Annotated in this window: 13 protein-coding genes; 10 read left to right on the top strand and 3 right to left on the bottom strand. The window is 72.6% G+C overall.

The genetic code is table 11. The annotated features are described in order from the left end of the window. The first annotated feature begins 83 nt into the window (after positions 1-83). From JK359_RS18690 to JK359_RS18715, 6 genes are all read left to right on the top strand, one after another. Entirely contained in the window at positions 84-1229 is a 1146-nt protein-coding gene (locus JK359_RS18690) for a VOC family protein (protein WP_201836964.1), read from the top strand. Beyond that, the gene (locus tag JK359_RS18695; RefSeq protein ID WP_201836965.1) at positions 1226-2203 is read left to right on the top strand and encodes a fumarylacetoacetate hydrolase family protein; all 978 of its coding nucleotides are present in this window, start codon (positions 1226-1228) and stop codon (positions 2201-2203) included. The genes JK359_RS18690 and JK359_RS18695 overlap by 4 nt, the downstream gene beginning before the upstream one ends. Next, on the top strand, positions 2200-3840 hold the full coding sequence (gene mhpA, locus JK359_RS18700) for a bifunctional 3-(3-hydroxy-phenyl)propionate/3-hydroxycinnamic acid hydroxylase MhpA (protein WP_201836967.1): 1641 nt from the start codon (positions 2200-2202) through the stop codon (positions 3838-3840). Before JK359_RS18695 ends, mhpA begins: the two co-directional genes overlap by 4 nt. Next, positions 3837-5870 (top strand): acetoacetate--CoA ligase, encoded by a 2034-nt coding sequence (locus tag JK359_RS18705; RefSeq protein ID WP_201836969.1) that lies wholly within the window; start codon positions 3837-3839, stop codon positions 5868-5870. The genes mhpA and JK359_RS18705 overlap by 4 nt, the downstream gene beginning before the upstream one ends. After that, positions 5867-6214, top strand: coding sequence for a DoxX family protein (locus tag JK359_RS18710; protein ID WP_201836971.1), 348 nt, complete (start codon positions 5867-5869; stop codon positions 6212-6214). The genes JK359_RS18705 and JK359_RS18710 overlap by 4 nt, the downstream gene beginning before the upstream one ends. Before the next feature lie 71 nt (positions 6215-6285). After that, the gene (locus JK359_RS18715) at positions 6286-6987 is read left to right on the top strand and encodes a hypothetical protein (RefSeq protein ID WP_201836973.1); all 702 of its coding nucleotides are present in this window, start codon (positions 6286-6288) and stop codon (positions 6985-6987) included. A gap of 113 nt (positions 6988-7100) precedes the next feature. On the opposite strand, the gene JK359_RS18720 is transcribed toward JK359_RS18715, so the two are convergent. Further along, positions 7101-9020, bottom strand: a complete 1920-nt coding sequence (locus JK359_RS18720) for an ABC transporter ATP-binding protein (protein ID WP_201836974.1) — start codon at positions 9018-9020, stop codon at positions 7101-7103. Positions 9021-9292: 272 nt separating this feature from the next. Here JK359_RS18720 and JK359_RS18725 point away from each other — a divergent pair, with 272 nt between their 5' ends. Beyond that, the gene (locus JK359_RS18725) at positions 9293-10513 is read left to right on the top strand and encodes a metallophosphoesterase (protein ID WP_201836975.1); all 1221 of its coding nucleotides are present in this window, start codon (positions 9293-9295) and stop codon (positions 10511-10513) included. 43 nt (positions 10514-10556) lie between these two features. Here the strand turns inward: JK359_RS18725 and JK359_RS18730 are convergent, their stop codons facing one another. Beyond that, positions 10557-11045, bottom strand: a complete 489-nt coding sequence (locus tag JK359_RS18730) for a GNAT family N-acetyltransferase (RefSeq protein WP_201836976.1) — start codon at positions 11043-11045, stop codon at positions 10557-10559. 414 nt (positions 11046-11459) lie between these two features. On the opposite strand from JK359_RS18730, the gene JK359_RS18735 reads away from it, so the two are divergent. The 3 genes from JK359_RS18735 (at position 11460) to JK359_RS18745 (ending at position 13920) form a co-directional block, all read left to right on the top strand. Beyond that, complete coding sequence (locus tag JK359_RS18735) at positions 11460-11984, top strand: histidine phosphatase family protein (protein WP_307788173.1); 525 nt, start codon at positions 11460-11462, stop codon at positions 11982-11984. A 164-nt stretch (positions 11985-12148) separates the two neighbouring features. Then, entirely contained in the window at positions 12149-12814 is a 666-nt protein-coding gene (locus JK359_RS18740) for a response regulator (RefSeq protein ID WP_201836978.1), read from the top strand. Continuing rightward, positions 12811-13920 (top strand): sensor histidine kinase, encoded by a 1110-nt coding sequence (locus tag JK359_RS18745; RefSeq protein ID WP_201836979.1) that lies wholly within the window; start codon positions 12811-12813, stop codon positions 13918-13920. Before JK359_RS18740 ends, JK359_RS18745 begins: the two co-directional genes overlap by 4 nt. A gap of 240 nt (positions 13921-14160) precedes the next feature. On the opposite strand, the gene JK359_RS39185 is transcribed toward JK359_RS18745, so the two are convergent. Then, positions 14161-16341 carry an SWIM zinc finger family protein gene (locus JK359_RS39185; RefSeq protein ID WP_236678098.1) on the bottom strand — a complete coding sequence of 727 codons (2181 nt, stop codon included), beginning with the start codon at positions 16339-16341 and terminating at the stop codon, positions 14161-14163. Positions 16342-16477 lie beyond the last annotated feature (136 nt).

Here is a 16477-nt window from a genome sequence, read left to right on the forward strand (position 1 = left end):
ATTATTTGGGCTGCACCTATTGACGATGAGAAACGGCAGAGTTGATGATTTCCTCATTACGGCAGTGTTGCTTGGAGGACACCATGTCCCACATCCCCGTTAACAAGGGCGGTCCTCTGACGCCCCACCAAGACCTCCACAGTGAGCAGGGGGCCCTGCGCGGTGAACACCCCGGACGGGCCCGGAATCCGGTGATCAAAGTGGCGGACCTCGCCTGGCTGGAGTTCGAGAAGCCGGACCTGGACCGGGCCGAGGTGTTCGCCCGTGACTTCGGCTTCGCGATCGCCGCCCGCACCGATCAGGAGCTGTGGCTGCGCGGCACGTTCGCCGGCTCTCCCTGCATGGTCATCCGGCGTGGGCGCGCGTCCCGCTTCCTCGGGCCGGCGTTCCGCGCGGCCGAGCGGGCGGATGTGGACCGGCTGGCCGCCGCCGTCGGACACACCGTCCGGGACGTCGACGTTCCCGGCGGCGGTCGATCGGTCGCCCTGTTCGATCCCTCGGGACTTCCGGTCCGGGTGGTGCACTGCGCCGAACCGCTGCCCGCGCTGCCCGAGCAGGAGCCTCTGATCCTGAACTCCGGCACGGACCACCGTCGCACGAACTCCACTCAGCGACCCCCGCGGGAGCCATCGCGCATTCAGCGCCTCGGTCATGTGGTGCTGGAGACCCGGTCGTTCATCCGCACCCTGGACTGGTACCTGGACACCCTCGGCATGATCGTGTCCGACTTCCTGTTCCTGGACGGGCAGCGCCAGCGCGGGCCGACCATGGCGTTCATCCGCTGCGACCAGGGCAGCCTGCCCGTGGACCACCACACCCTCGCCCTGCACCTCGGGCCGGGCACCGGCTACGTCCACTCCGCCTACCAGGTCACCGACCTCGACTCCATCGCCGCCGGCGGGGAGTACCTGGCCGAGCGCGGCTACCAGCGCAGCTGGGGAATCGGCCGGCACATCCAGGGCAGCCAGCTCTTCGACTACTGGCGCGACCCCGACCGCGTCATGCTGGAGCACTTCGCCGACGGCGACCTGTTCTCCTGCGACCTCGAACCCGGATGGGCGCCGATGTCGGCGAGCGGCCTGGCCCAGTGGGGGCCGCCCGTCACCCGCGACTTCCTGGGCACCAGCCCCTCCCCCGCCAAGCTCCGCGAGGTCATGACGGCCCTGCGCGACGACAACGAACTCGACCCCGGACGCCTGCTGGGCCTGATGAAAGCGATGACCTCATGAGCATCAACGTGCTGCGCACCTCCGACGGTTGGTGGGCCGTCCTCCCCCAAGCTCTCGACTCCGCTCGTGCAGGGGAGACCCCCACCGAGCGCGCCGTCCGCATCGACACCAAGGCGGTCACCACCGCCGAACTGCTCGCCGACCGGGCCGCCGTCCGGGAGGCCGCCGCCTCCGGCGAGAGCGGCACGCCCGTCGCCGACCTGGTGGCGCTGCCCCCGGTCACCACCCCCTGCCGAGTGATCGCCCAGATGGTCAACTACCGCAGCCACGCCAAGGACTCGGGATTCACCGGTGACATCCCGCCCACCTTCTTCCGCAAGGCGTCCGGCTCGGTCAGCGGTCCCCACGACACGATCGTCCGCCCGTCGCACGTGAAGTTCCTCGACTACGAGGTGGAACTCGGCCTCGTCATGGGCGCACCCCTGCCGGTGGGCACGGTCGTCGAGGAGCAGGACCTTCCGTCGTACGTCGCCGGGCTCGTCCTCACCAACGACGTCAGCGCCCGCGACGTCCAGCTGACCAAGACCCAGTTCTACGAGAGCAAGTCCTACCCGACCTTCACGCCGACGGGCCCGTACCTGGCCCTGCTGGAGCCCGGGGACTTCGACCATCTGCTGAACCTGCGGCTGCGGCTGAACGTCAACGGCGTACCGCGCCAGGACCGCACCCTGGCCGACATGATCGTGCGGCCCGCGCAGGCGCTCACCCTGCTCGCCCGCTTCCAGACCCTCGACCCGGGCGACCTGCTGCTGACCGGTACGCCCGGCGGCACCGCCCTGAAGGCCCCGCCCAAGCCGGTCGAGAAGATCGCCGCGCTGCTGCCGCCCGCGCTGAAGTGGAAGGCGTTCTTCAACGGCCAGGCCAGGAACCCCCTCTACCTGCGCGACGGTGACCTCGTCACCGCCACCATCGCCACCCCCGACGGGCGGATCGACCTGGGCGAGCAGCGGACCGCTGTGGGAGCCGCGACGTGAGCGCCACGGCCCGCAGACCGGTGGTGATCATCGGTGCGGGGCCCGTAGGAGTCACGGCCGCGCTCCTGCTGGCCCGTCACGGAGTGCGCAGCCTGCTCCTCGAACGCCACCCCGATGTCTACCCCCTGCCGCGCGCCGTCGTCGTGGACGACGAGGTCCACCGGATCCTGCAGAGCGTCGGCGTCCACGAGGAGTTCGCCGCCATCGCCCGGCCGGCGCCCGGGCTCCGGCTGCTGGACGCCCGGCGCCGCGTGATCAGCGAGTTCCCGCGGTCCATGCAGGGACTCCACGGCTTCCCGCAGCTGAGCATGTTCAACCAGCCCGAGCTGGAACGTCTGCTGCGGGGCGCCCTGGCGCGCCGCCCGGAGTGCGAGCTGTGGAGCGGGGTGGAGGTCGTGTCCGTCACCGAGTCCGACACGCCGAACACCGACGCACCCGACGATCCGACGGGTCCCGTCCGCGTCACCTTCCGCCGCGGCGGCAGCGACGAGGAGGAGCACCTGTGGGCCGATGCCGTCCTCGGCTGCGACGGGGCGGGCAGCCTCACCCGTGACGCCATCGGCGCCGCCTGGGAGAACCTGCACTTCCAGGAGAGCTGGCGGGTCATCGACGTGCGCACCAGCCGCCCGGTGCGGACCTGGGAGGGCGCCGAGCAGATCTGCTGCCCCACCCGGCCGGCCACCTTCATGCGCATCGGCGAGGACCGCTACCGCTGGGAGTTCCGGCTGGCCGACGACGAGAACCTGGAGGGCCCGGGCGGATGGGAGCGCCTGCGCGAGCTGGTCGCCCCCTGGGTGGACCTGCCGGCCTCGCAGAGCGACGACTTCGAGGTGATACGGCAGGCGCAGTACACCTTCCAGGCCCGTCTCGCCGACCGGTGGCGCAAGGGGCGTGTCTTCCTGCTGGGCGACGCCGCCCACCTGACCCCGCCCTTCGTCGGGCAGGGTCTGTGCTCCGGCCTGCGCGACGCCAACAACCTCACCTGGAAACTCGCCCGGGTCCTCCGACAGGGCGCGCCCGAGGCACTGCTGGACACCTACGAACGCGAACGCAAGCCGCACGCCCGCCATATGATCCGCGTGGCCGTGGCCGTCGGCTGGGCCATGACCGGCGGACAGGACCGCGGTGCGGCGTTCCGCCGGGCCGTCGTGGGCACGGTCTGTCGCATCCCCGGCGTGACCGAGGCGGTGAGCCGTGACCTCAGCCCCGCTCTGGCCGCCGGCCCGCTGGTACGGCGCCGACCAGGACTGGCCGGCCGCGGGCTGGCCGGCACCTTCTGTCCGCAGCCCTGGATACGGCACCACGGCAGGCGGGCGCGTCTCGATGACGTCGTCCGGGACGCCTTCGTCGTCCTGACCGCCGTACCGGCCACGGCGCAGATGACCGCGGTGACCGCGGCACTGGGCGCCCCGACGATCCACGTCGACGACCTGGACGACGACGGCACGCTGGCCACCTGGCTGGCACGCGGCCGGGCGGACGCCGTCCTGCTGCGCCCCGACCGCGTCGTGATGGACACCGTTCCCTCCGGATCCGGCCACTTCCCGGACCCCACGGCGTGGGCCTCCCTGCTCCACACGGCCCGCCGTACCACCGATGCCCGATCCGTCTCCCTGCCGAGGAGCACCGCACCGTGACCACCCCGCATCCCACGCCGCATCCGGAACCGTTCCTGCCGCCCGACACGAGAACGGCCGCCGGCAGCCGCATCGCGGACTTCGCCCGCTGGGCCACCCGGCACCAGGGCGCCGAAGGGATTCCGGACCCGACCGACTACCACGCCCTGCACCGCTGGTCCGTCACCGACCTGGAGGGGTTCTGGGCGGCGGTGTGGGAGTACTTCGACGTCGACGCCGCCACTCCGTACGAGCGGGTGCTCGCCGAGGAGACCATGCCCGGCGCCGACTGGTTCCCCGGCGCCACCCTCAACTACGCCCACCACGCACTGCGCAACCTGCACCCGGACGCCCCCGCGATCACCGCAGTGGACGAGACCGGAGCCGGCTACGAGATCACGGGCCGGCAGCTGCGCGCCCAGGTCGCCTCCGTCGCGGCCACCCTGCGCGACCTGGGCGTCGGACCCGGCGACCGGGTGGTCGGCTACCTGCCCAACACCCCCCACGCCGTCATCGCCTTCCTCGCCACGGCCAGCATGGGCGCGGTGTGGTCCGTGTGCGGTCAGGACTACGCACCCAAGGCCGCCGCCGACCGCTTCGCCCAGCTCGAACCCACGGTGCTCATCACGGCCGACGGCTACCTCTTCAACGGCACCCGTCACGACCGCCGCGCCGCCTCCCTCCAGCTCGCCGCCGCCCTGCCCACGCTCAAGGCCACGGTTCTCGTGGATCACCTTGGCCTTGCGTGGCCCGCGACCCGGGCCGCGAGGCTGACGGTGCCCTGGGAGGACGCGGCCGGCCGCACCGAGTACCTCGGGATCACTCCGGTTCCGTTCGACCACCCGCTGTGGATCGTCTTCTCCTCCGGCACCACCGGCCTCCCCAAAGGCATCGTGCACGGTCACGGCGGCGTCCTGCTGGAACACCTCAAGATCCTCGGCCTGCACTGCGACCTGGGCGCCGGTGACCGCCTGCTGTGGTACACCACCACCCACTGGATGATGTGGAACCTGGTCGTCTCCACCCTGCTGACCGGTGCCGGCACCTGCACCTACGACGGCAGCCCCGCGCCGGTGGCACGCCCGGACGTCCTGTGGGAACTGGCAGCCCGCCACAAGGTCACCGTCTTCGGCACCAGTCCCCAGTACCTGCTGGCCATGGCCAAGCTCGGCGTCGACCCCGCCGTGCACGACCTGTCGGCGATCCGCGTCATCGGCTGCACCGGCTCCGCCCTGCCGGCCTCCGCGTACCCCTGGGTCCGCGACCACGTCGGCGCAGACGTCCAGCTGGCCTCCACCAGCGGCGGCACGGACGTCGTCTCCGGCTTCGCCGGCAGCGCCCCCACCACCCCGGTGTGGGCGGGTGAACTGTCGGCTCCCAACCTCGGCGTGGCGCTCGCGGCGTACGACGACGCGGGACGGCCGGTCACCGACCAGGTCGGCGAACTGGTCGTCACCCGGCCCATGCCGTCGATGCCGCTGCACTTCTGGAACGACCCCGACGGCAGCCGCTACCGCGACGCCTACTTCAGCGCCTACCCGGGCAGGTGGCGGCACGGGGACTGGATCACCCTCACCTCCCACGGCTCCGTGATCGTGCACGGACGCTCCGACGCCACGCTCAACCGCAACGGCGTACGGCTGGGCAGCGTCGACATCCACGACATCGTCGAACGCCTCCCCGAGATCACCGAGGCCCTCGTCATCGGTGCGGAGGAACCCGACGGCGGCTACTGGATGCCGCTCTTCGTGGTCCTCGCCGACGGGATCGAGCTGGACGAGTCCCTGCGCGAGAAGATCCGCGACGCGATCCGCACCGGCACCTCCCCCCGCCACGTCCCCGACGAGATCCTCGCCGTACCGGCCATCCCGCACACGAGGACCGGCAAGAAACTCGAGGTTCCCGTCAAGCGCCTGCTGCAGGGCGCCCCCGCCGAGCAGGTCCTCAACCCCTCCGCGGTCGACGACCCCGACCTGATCGCCCACTTCGCCGGCCTGGGAGCCGAACGCCGCCAGGCCCGCCGCCCGCACACCCCCGAAGGCGTCTCGTGATCCTCTCCGCTTCGCTGACCTGTCTCATCGCGTCGATCTTCGCCCTGCTGGGCGCGGCCAAGATCCTGGCCCTGGGTCCGATGCCCGAGCTGGCCGCCCACGCCGGCTTCACCACCGCGGCCTACCGGGTCATCGGCACGCTGGAGCTGGCGGGCGCCATCGGCGTGGCCCTCGGCCCGGTCGTACCGCTGTGCGGCGGCCTGGCCGGCATCGGGCTGCTGATGCTGCTCGCCGGTGCCGTGACCACGCATGTGCGCAAGGGCGACGGGCTGGCCAGACTCCTCCCCGCGGTGACATGCGCGGCCCTGGTCGCCTGGTATCTCGTACTCCTCGCCGGCCTCTGACCCGTTCCCGGGGGCCGTCGGCGGCCACTCGTCTGTTAGCGAGCCCACGGTGGGGCTGGCAGACTGACTCTGTGGTTCCGCTGATGGCCGCGGCGGATCAGATCGCGTCCTCATCGCTTACCGGCGCCAGTGTGGTGTCAGTCTGCGCACTGCTCTTCACCGTCGCGTCGTTCTGGTGGCTCAACGCCCGACAGGGACGCCTGCAGGCGTGGGAACCTCATTCCTTCGCGGCGATGGTCCACGGTTCCACGGCACGCCTACGACTGCCGCTCGTCCTGCACAACACCGGTCCCAAACCGATCGTCGTGCAGGACCTCATCCTGACCTTTCCTGATGAGCCCGCCTCTCATCTGCCACTCCTGTGGGTGTCGTCCCCGTCCCGGCTCCAACCGGGGCCCGACGAGGAGGCGAAGCTGCCGGCGGGATTCGTCGTGCCCGGCAGAGAAGCGCAACAGCTCTTCCTCGAGTTCGAGGCACCGTTCTCCGGATTCCTCCCGGAGGCCCGTGACTACAAGGCCCAGCTACAGGTGCGGGTCGGCCACCGCAAGGGATGGCGCCCCCTGCTGACGTTCATCCTCAGGGCCGCCAACATCATCGATCCGGATCGCTACACCGTCTACGACAACGCACCGGTCGAGCTGACGAAGGAAGACCAGAAGAGAGCGGATGCCGCGCTCCTCGAACTGCTGGAAGAGCACGGGGACGGCTCCCCTCCGGGCGGCAGGAGACAAAGAGACCCGCCTGATGACGGCGACGCCGACACGAGCGGCTGATGCGCAGTCCCGAACCGGCACAGCGGGCGTTCTCTCCGTGGTCGTGGCCCACCGCAGGAAGCGACCAGAGGCGTTCCGGTTTGCAGAAGCGAAGGCCGTGATCTGGCCTTTGCTCAGCTGGACCCGGTGTTCGTACGAGCGTGCGTCGGCGCCCTGCGGTTCCCGTCCGGCGACGGGTCGGCCGGGCCGGGCAGCCCGCTGCGGGCGGCTTCCGGGGCCGGGCGTCCGAGGGCCGGCTCGGTGCTCTCGCCGAGGAAGCCGCCCGACTGGTGCTGCCACAGCTTGGCGTAGGCACCGTCCGCCGCGAGCAGTTCCTCGTGGGTGCCCTGCTCGACGACGCTCCCGCGGTCCAGGACGACGAGACGGTCCATGCCGGCCACGGTGCTCAGGCGGTGGGCGACCACGAGGGCGGTGCGTCCGTCCATCAACCGCCACAGGGCGTCCTGGACGAGGATCTCGCTCTCCGAGTCCAGTGCGCTGGTCGCCTCGTCGAGCAGCAGGATCGGGGCGTCCCGCAGGATGGCCCTGGCGAGAGCGACGCGCTGGCGCTGGCCGCCCGAGAGTTTCACCCCCCGTTCCCCCACCAGAGTGCCGAAGCCGTCGGGGAGCTGGTCGGCGAACTCCGTGACGTGCGCGGCCGCGGCCGCGGCGTGGATCTCCTCGTCGGTGGCGCTCGACCGGGCGAAGGCGATGTTGTCCCGCAGGCTGCGGTGGAACATGGCGGGTTCCTGCGGGACGTAGGCGATCAGCGAGCGCAGGTCGGCCTGGCGCAGCCGGCTGATGTCCTGCCCACCGATCAGGATGCGTCCGTCGTCGATGTCCGACATCCGCAGCAGCAGCCGGGTGAGTGTGGTCTTGCCGCCGCCGGACCTGCCGACCAGACCGATACGTGCGCCTGCGGGCACGTCCAGGTCGAGTCCCAGGAAAATCGGCTTCGCGCCCCTGTGGGCGAAGGTGACCGCCTCGAAGCGGATGCCGGTGTCCCGCGGTGCGAGCGGTTCGGGTTCCGCCGGGTCGAGCACGGTGGGCGGATCCAGCAGCAGCTCGGTGAACTGCGCGGCCTCGGTCATCGAGCTTTCCAGACGCCGGTAGATCTGGTTGAACTCGAACATGATCTGGGTCGCGTTGGAGTAGTAGGTGAAAGCGACGACGACCTCCTCCACCCCTTGGTCCGAGCCCCCGAAGGCGATGGCGACCAGCAGACCCAGCACGTTGGTCAGCACGGACATGGGGGCGATCAGAGTGTCGACGCGCAGGTTGCCGTAGTCCCACGACCTGAGCGTCAGGCGCCGGGAATCCGCGACGCGGCTGCGATGTTCGCCGGCCTCCCTCCCCTCGGCCGCGAACGCCCGGATGGTCTCCATGTTCCCGAGGCTGTCGGCGACATGACCGGAGACCCGGGCGATCGCGGCCTCACGGTCGTTGACGAGTCTCTGCCGGCGGCGGATCAGAGGTGTCGCGGCCACCACGGTCAGCGTGATCATCACCAGCAGGCCGACGACGAGCATCGGTTCGTAGCTCCACAGCACCACGGCCCCGAACACCAGGGGGACGAGACTGCCCACGATCCGGTACGTCACCGTGTCGACGAAGTCCTCGAAGCGCTTGCCGAAGCTCAGCACCCGTTTGGTCAGGGAGCCGGCGAAGTTGTCGTGGAAGAAGGCCGCGTCCTGGGCGAGGAGTTCGTCCATGCCGCTCACGTACAGGTGCTCCATGCCGAGGGCGTCCACGCGGTTCAGGCAGTGCTGCCCGACCCGCCACACGGCCTCGGCCAGCAGCAGCGTCACGCCGAAGCCGAGCACGTACGGCAGCGCCGAGCCGAGGGTGAGACCACCGTCGTCGGCGGCCTGGCCTGCCAGTTTGGCGATCAGCAGGGGGGCGACGTAGCGGATGCCGATGTTGCCCACGGCCGGCAGCAGCAGCGCGGGCAGGGCCAGTCGTCGTAGGTGCAGCAGTTCTCGGCCGTAGCGGTGCAGTGCCAGGACGACCGCGCTCCTGCCCGGCGCCGGCCCTCGCAAGTCTGTGGTCCCCATCACACTCCCGAAGGTTCGGAAGTCGGAAGTTTCCCGTCGGGGGAGGTTCTCAGTCCAGGCATTTACCGCGGACCGGCGAGAACCGGACATCGCTGCGTGCCCGTGCGAAGCCGGTCGGGGGCGGGGTCAGCAACCGTGTGGGCCGGGGGCGGACTCGGAGGCCACCTCGCCACACGGGCCTGCCCGCCATGAGTATCTCGTCCGTCCGGCCGGCCCGGGACGGCCGGATACAGTGCGCGCGACGGCAGTCTGTTCGCCCAAGGAGGGGAAGCGTGACCGACACCAGCGAAACCCGATCCGCCGACAGTGCGGCGCACGCGACTCAGCAGAGCCGACTGCACCGCCTGATGCGCTACCTCCCGATGATCGCCCCCGTCCTGCTGTGGACCGTGCCCTGCTGGCTGCTGCTGCACACCGGCCAGCACTGGCCGCTCCCTGTCACGCTCGCCGGCACCGCCCTGTTCGCCCTCGGCCTGATCGGCATGCCGCTCGCGATGGTGCGCGGCCACGGCCGACGCCAGCAGGACTGGGCGGCGATCATCGGTGACACCCTGCTGGGCACCAGCTGGGTTCTGTTCACCTGGTCCGTTCTGCTCGGCGTCTTCCTGCGGCTCGCCCTGACCGTGGCCGGCGTGGGCGACGGCCAGGGCCGGGCCCGGATCGTCACCTGGGCGGTCCTGGGAGCAGCCACGGTGCTGCTCACCTGGGGGTACGCCGAGGCCCGCCGGGTACCACGGGTACGCCGCCTGGACGTGCACCTTCCGCGCCTGGGGGCCGGGTTGGACGGCACGCGCGTCGTCCTCATCACCGACACCCACTACGGCCCGCTCGACCGCGCCCGCTGGTCGGCGCGGGTCTGCGAGACGGTCAACACGCTGAAGGCCGACCTGGTCTGCCACACCGGAGACATCGCGGACGGCACGGCCGAACGCCGCCGCGCCCAGGCCGCCCCGCTCGGCACCGTGCGGGCCACCCGGGCCCGGGTCTACGTCACCGGCAACCACGAGTACTACGGCGAGGCCCAGGGCTGGGTCGACCTGATGGACGAGCTGGGCTGGGAGCCGCTGCGCAACCGCCATCTGCTGCTCGAACGCGGTGGTGACACCCTCGTGGTCGCCGGCGTGGACGACGTCACCGCCGAGTCCTCCGGTCTCGCCGGCCACGCCGCCGACCTCGCCGCAGCCCTGCACGGCACCGATCCCGGCCACCCCGTCCTGCTCCTGGCCCACCAGCCCAAGTTCATCGACCGGGCGGCAGCCGGCGGCGTCGACCTCCAGCTCTCCGGCCACACCCACGGCGGCCAGATCTGGCCCTTCCACCATCTGGTCCGCGTCGACCAGCCCGCCCTCGCCGGTCTCAGCCGCCACGGCACCCGCACCCTCCTCTACACCAGCCGTGGCACCGGCTTCTGGGGCCCGCCCTTCCGCGTCTTCGCCCCGAGCGAGATCACCCTGCTCGTACTCCGCTCCCCGCAGCGGCCCCCCACGCCGTAGCGCCGGGCAGGCGAGGCCGGTGCCCTGCGACCGGCACGTCGCGTCATTGCGAAGGAATGCGGAACTCGAATTCGGGACGGTCCCACGGCACGGCGGGCGGGTTCGCGAGGGCGGTCCCGGTCCGCACGGCACCGACGCGGTGGTAGAAGTCCTCGGCGGGGAGATGCGAGACGACCTTGACACGGTCGAGCCCGGCGGCGCGGGCCTCGGACCGCATGTGTGCGACGAGCAGCCGTCCGACACCACGTCCTTGCGCTTCGTCGGCGACGAACAGCAGGTCCAGCTCCGGTGGAGCGAGGACGAGCGAGTAGAAACCGATGACCCGGCCGCCGTACTCGTCGGCACCGACGGCTACGAAGGCGCGGTGGGCTTCGAGGTAGTCAGGACCGACCCGGTAGCCCGCCACCGCGGCTGCGTACTTACCCTGGTAGGCGCCCGAGCCACGCACGATCCGCGTGAGCCGTCTGGCGTCCCGCGCGACCGCCCTCCGTATCGTGACCGGCCGGCTGACCGGGGAAGTGCGTGAACCCATCGGGAAAGTATTGCGCACCGGGGAGTGCCTTCCGGCGGCGGGCCGGCTGCCCGGGCCGGCCGTCCGGCCAGGTGGCCGGGTGCGTACCGGCCGGTCGGCGGGGACGGTCCGGACTACTGGCGGATACCGGGGGCAGTGGTGCGCGGGGACGCTTGAAAAAGATGACGTGCTGTGTGTCGGCCGTCGGTTCCACGCCGTGGAGCCCGCGGCGGTGCCAGTCCCCCGGCGGCTGCCGCCGGACGGACGTCACCACGACACTCCAGGGCCGACTAGGAGGGCAGCCGCATGCCGATCCGCCTGACACTTGTGTGCGCGAGTCCAGCAGACACGGCCTCCCCTCACGCCCCGCTCGGTGAGCGCGAACTGTACGGGGCAGGGGCCACCGTCGCATCGCTGTCCGCGCACACGTCGGTCGTGAGGTCGCCTTCGGCCGGCTCCGCGCTGACCGCCGCGGCTCTCGGCCTGGAGGCCACCGTGGAGCCGGCGCTGCGCGACATCGACTACGGCACGTGGCGCGGCCGCACGGCCGCCGGCATCGCCGCCGCGGACCCGCACGGCTACAGCGCCTGGCTCACCGACCCGGACGCCGCTCCGCACGGCGGCGAGACGGTGCACCAGCTGTGCCGCCGGACCGCGCACTGGCTCCGCACCCTGCCCGTGGACTCGGGCCGCGTCCTGGCCGTCGCCGATCCGGCCGTCGTGCAGGCCCTGCTCGTCCACGCCCTGTCCGCACCGGTCCGGCTCTTCGGGAGACTGCGGCTGCCGCCCCTGTTCGTCGTCTGCCTGACGGGGTGCGACGGCGACTGGACGGTCCGGTCCGCCGACGCGTCCGCCGACCGCGGCCCCGGCCGGCACCTCTCGCTGCCCCTCACCTCACTGGACCCCTCCTGGCGCACGGCCGGCGACCGCTCCGGCCACTACGCGGAACATGCCGCCTGAACCCGGCCCGTACGCTTCCGCCAGCCCCCGACCGACCAGCCGTAGCCGTTCCGGCCGGTCGGTCGGCCTGTGCCGCCCGACAGCGGTGAATGGCCGTTGCCCGCCAGGTGGCGCACCCTCGGTGGTACGCACCGGACGACGGGCAGGTGAGGAGCTGAGCGCAGGTGATCCGGGTACTGGTGGTCGACGACGAGGCCCTGGTCCGCACGGGCTTCACCCACATACTGAATGCTGCGGACGACATCGAGGTGGTGGCGGCGGTGCCCGGCGGCCAGGCCGTCGCCATGGTGCGGGACAGGCACCCGGACATCGTCCTGCTGGACATCCGGATGCCGGACGTGGACGGGCTCAGTGTCCTGGCCGATCTGCGCCGCATGCCGGACCCGCCGGTGGTGGCCATGCTCACCACGTTCGACGCCGACGAGTACGTGACGACCGCCCTGCGCTCGGGTGCCGCCGGGTTCCTGCTCAAGGACACCGACCCCGAGCAGCTGCCGTATCTGGTCCGCTCCCTCGCCGAGGGCGGGTCGGTGCTGTCGTCCAAGATCACCCGGACGGTGGTGGACGGCTACCTCGACCAGGGCGAGCGTGAGCCCGCCCTGCGCCTCGCCGCCCGGCTGACCGAGCGCGAGCGTGCCGTCCTCGTCCTGATGGCGGACGGACTCGCCAACCCGGACATCGGCGAACGTCTGCACCTGAGCACCGGCACGGTCAAGGGCCATGTCAGCGCGGTGTTCACGAAACTGCAGGTCAGCAGCCGCGTGCAGGCCGTACTGATCGCCGAGCGCGCGGGTCTGCTCGACCCCTCGCGGGCGGGTGACGCGGAGTGAAGTACCAAGGGGTGCCGCCGCCGCTGCTGGACGCGGTCCTGGTGCTGCTGGCGCTGGTGGACACGTGGGGCAACGTCGACCTCGGGCAGGAGCTGGCCGTCGCCTGCGCGCTGCTCGGGGCCTTCGCCCTGCTGCTGCGCCGCCGCCTGCCGCTGACGACCTTCGTGCTCACGCTCCCGACCACTCTGGTCACCGATGCGGTGTTCGCCACTCTGGCCGCGCTGTACACGCTCTCCTCGCTCAGCCGCCACCGCGGCCTGCTGGTGGGGTGCGCCCTGACCTACTCGATCATCGACTTCCTGCCGTGGCCGTGGTCGACCCTGCGGGTCGGTGAACTCGCCGGCCCCAACCTGGTCCACCTCATCTACACCCTGGGCACGGCAGCCGCCCCCGTCTTCCTGGGCCAGCTCGTCCAGGCGCACCGCGAACTGTCGCTCCGGCTAGCCGAGATCACCAAGGCCCGCGAGCACGAACGGCTGCTGACCGCGCAGAGCGTGCTGGCGAAGGAGCGCGCGCAGCTCGCCCGGGAGATGCACGACGTGGTCTCCCACCAGGTCAGCCTCATCGCCGTCCAGGCCGGGGCACTCCAGGTGGCCGGCGGGGACGCCGAGACGAAAGAGGCCGCGGCCACCATCCGGCGCCTCAGCGTGCAGACCCTCGACGAACTGCGGCACATGGTCAGCGTGCTCAGGGCCTCCGGCAGCCGGCCCACGGAACTGACCCCCCAGCCCTCCCTCGCCGACCTGCGCACTCTGGTCGAGGGCAGCGGCATCGACGCGGACCTGGTGACGGACCTGCCGGACAACGTCCCGGCGACGGTCCAGCGCGCCGTCTACCGCACCGTCCAGGAAGCCCTGACCAACGTCCGCAAACACGCTCCGGGGGCCAGGGCCACCATCCAGGTGCGCCGCGCGGACGGCACCATCCGGACCACCGTCACCAACACCGCCCCCGTCCGCCCCGCTCTGCCCCTGCCCAGCGCCCACCACGGCCTCATCGGCCTGCGCCAGCGCGCCGAGCTGCTCGGCGGCACCATCAGCTCGGGACCCACCCCCGACGGCGGCTACGAACTCCTCCTGGAACTGCCGGCCACCGACGCGCCGTGACCGCGACCCGGCTCCCCCCCGGCCGCCGGAACGAAAACGCCCGGCGCCGCCCGCGCGACGAGCGTGCTTCACCGCTCGTCACCGCTCGTCACCGCTCGTCACGCCCGCCCGTGCCGCCCCGGCGAGCGCGCAGAGGCCGGGGCCTGATGGCATGCCTGCCCCGAGCCCGGCGCGGTGCGGGGCGGCGCCGGGCGGTGAGGGGCCGGTGGAGCCTGTCCGGGATACGGGGCACCGTTCGCGTCACAGGTCGTCCGGTGTGCCGAGACCCGTCAGGGCGCCGACCGGGTCGAGGTCCGGGGTGCCGCGGGGCCACCAGTCGTCCTGGCCGGGCTCCGATTCGTACGCGTACCACAGGCCGTCGTGTCCGAGGCGGAGCTGGACGTGGTCGCGGGGGTGGGTGAGGCGGTTGCGCCACGGGCGGAACGCCGGGAGGTCGGCGGCGAGCAGCAGGGGGCGGGCCCGGTCGAAGCGGCCGGCCGGCGGGTCCCACGGCTCCTCGAGGACGGCCAGTCCCTCCGGGCCGCCCTGCCGCCAGGCCGCGACGGCCCGCGCGAGGTCGGCCGGCGTACGGCCCACGGCGTCGGCGAGCGTGGCGTAGAGCGTGCGGGTCGCGGCGGTGAGCCCGGAACCGGGGCGGGCCGCGGCGAGCCGCACCGCGTCCTGCCACAGGGTCAGCCCGCCGACCGGGTCGCGACCGGTGCCGAGCAGCGCGTGGGCGCGGGCGGCGGCGTCGGTCGCCAGCTGGTCCAGCGCGAACGGGTCCGGGCCGCCCGGGGCGGACGGGTACACCGGAGGCTGCCCGGGGTGCGGCGGCACCGGCAACGGCGGCGGCAGCGGCGGGAGCCGGCGGGGCGCCAGGGCCTCGGCGGCACGGACGCCGGGGAGGGGCTCCGGCTGCCTCTCCTGCGCGGCACGGGCCGCACGGGCCGCGCTGCGCCGGGACAGCGCGTCGAGCAGTTCCTTCTCGCCCCGGCCGCGGAGCAGGAGCAGCACGAAGGGGTCGGTGTCGAGCAGACGTGCCGTCTGGTAGCAGAGGGCCGCTGCGTGCTTGCAGGGGTGGCCGGAGTCGGGGCAGCTGCAGCGGGGGGCGAGGTCGCCCGGGCCGGGCAGCAGGGGGGCACCGCAGTCGGCCAGGGTGTGCGGCAGCTCCTTGTCGAGCAGCGCCGCGATGTGCCCCGGCCGGTCGGCTGCCGCGTCCAGGAACCGCTCCCAGTCCTCGTCCGCCAGCGTCCGTACCCGCACCTGCACGCGGTACGGACGGGGCCGGCTCCCGCGCACGTACGCCAGCACGAGTCCCGGGATGACGGTGATCGCGTCCACATGTCCCTGGTCCGCGTACCCGCGCCCACGCGCCAGCCGCTTCGGATCCAGCGCGCCCTGCTCCAGCGCCTCCACCCAGGCATTGCCCCACCAGGTCGCCGCGAAGGGGGTGCCCTCCGCGCCTCCGGCGCCGGCCGCACGGGGCCCGAACGCCGGGAAGGTGCGGCGCAGCTCGGTGTCACGGTGCGGGGTGGCCATCGTGGGCGGCACCTGGGAGACCGGTACGGTGCCGCCGGAGGCAGGCCGATCCGGCGTCGGGGACGAGGGCGCGGGGGAACTACCCGGCCTCGGGGACGAGGGCGCAGAGGAAGTACCCGGCCTCGGGGACGAGGGCGCGGGCGTGTGTTCGGAGGCCGCGGGCGCCAGGGCCTCTGGTACCGGGACCGCTGGTGCCGGGACCTCGGGCGCCGTGGTCCCGGACGCCGAAAGGGCCGGAGGCAGAGTGTCGGGCGCCGAGAGGCCGGACGCCGAGGTGTCCGCCGGGATGCCGGGCGCGGAGAAGTCCGGCACCGGGGTGTCGGGCGCCGGGAGGCCGGGCACCGGGGTGTCCGTCGGGGTGCCGGGCGCGGAGAAGTCCGGCACCGGGGTATCGGGCGCTGGGAGGCCGGACGCCGGGGTGTCCGCCGGGATGCCGGGCGCGGAGAGGTCGTCAGGGGGTGCGGTCGCCCCGTCGACGGAGTCCTCCTGTTCCCCCGACGATTCCGCCCAGCTGGGCATGCGGAAGGCGGTGGCCAGGAAGTGCCGCATGTCCTGCGCGGTCCTGGCCCTGGCGGTACGGGTCTCCTGTCCGGGTTCCGACGACGTGCCGGACCCGGAGGGACCGGGACGCGTCGGTGCGCGCCGGTCGCCTCGAGGCGCCGCCGCCTCCTCCGCGCGCCGCGCTTCCCGCCGTGCCGCGCGAAGTGCCTCGCGAGCGACGTCGCCCGGGCGCCCGCCCGCCGCACCAGCCCGAGCGGACGGGGACGAGGGACGCGAGGCCGACCCGTGGGTGCCCTCAAGGGCGTCCCCGGGAGCGCCCTCAAGGGTGTCGTCAGGGGAGCCCTCAAGGGTCCGGCCCGCCCCTTCCCGCTCCGCGTCCGCCCGCTCGCGAGCCGCTCTCAAGGCACGGCGGGCACCGTCGGCGGGGCGGGCAGCGTCGGCGGGGTGGCCTGCGTCGGTGGGGCGGGCAGCGTCGGACGGGCGAAGGGCGACAGCCGGGCGGGCGGTGTCGGTCCGGTGGGCGGTGTCGGCCGGGCGG

The sequence above is a fragment of the Streptomyces actinomycinicus genome (assembly GCF_016741775.1).
In the GTDB taxonomy this organism is placed as follows: Bacteria; Actinomycetota; Actinomycetes; order Streptomycetales; family Streptomycetaceae; genus Streptomyces; species Streptomyces actinomycinicus.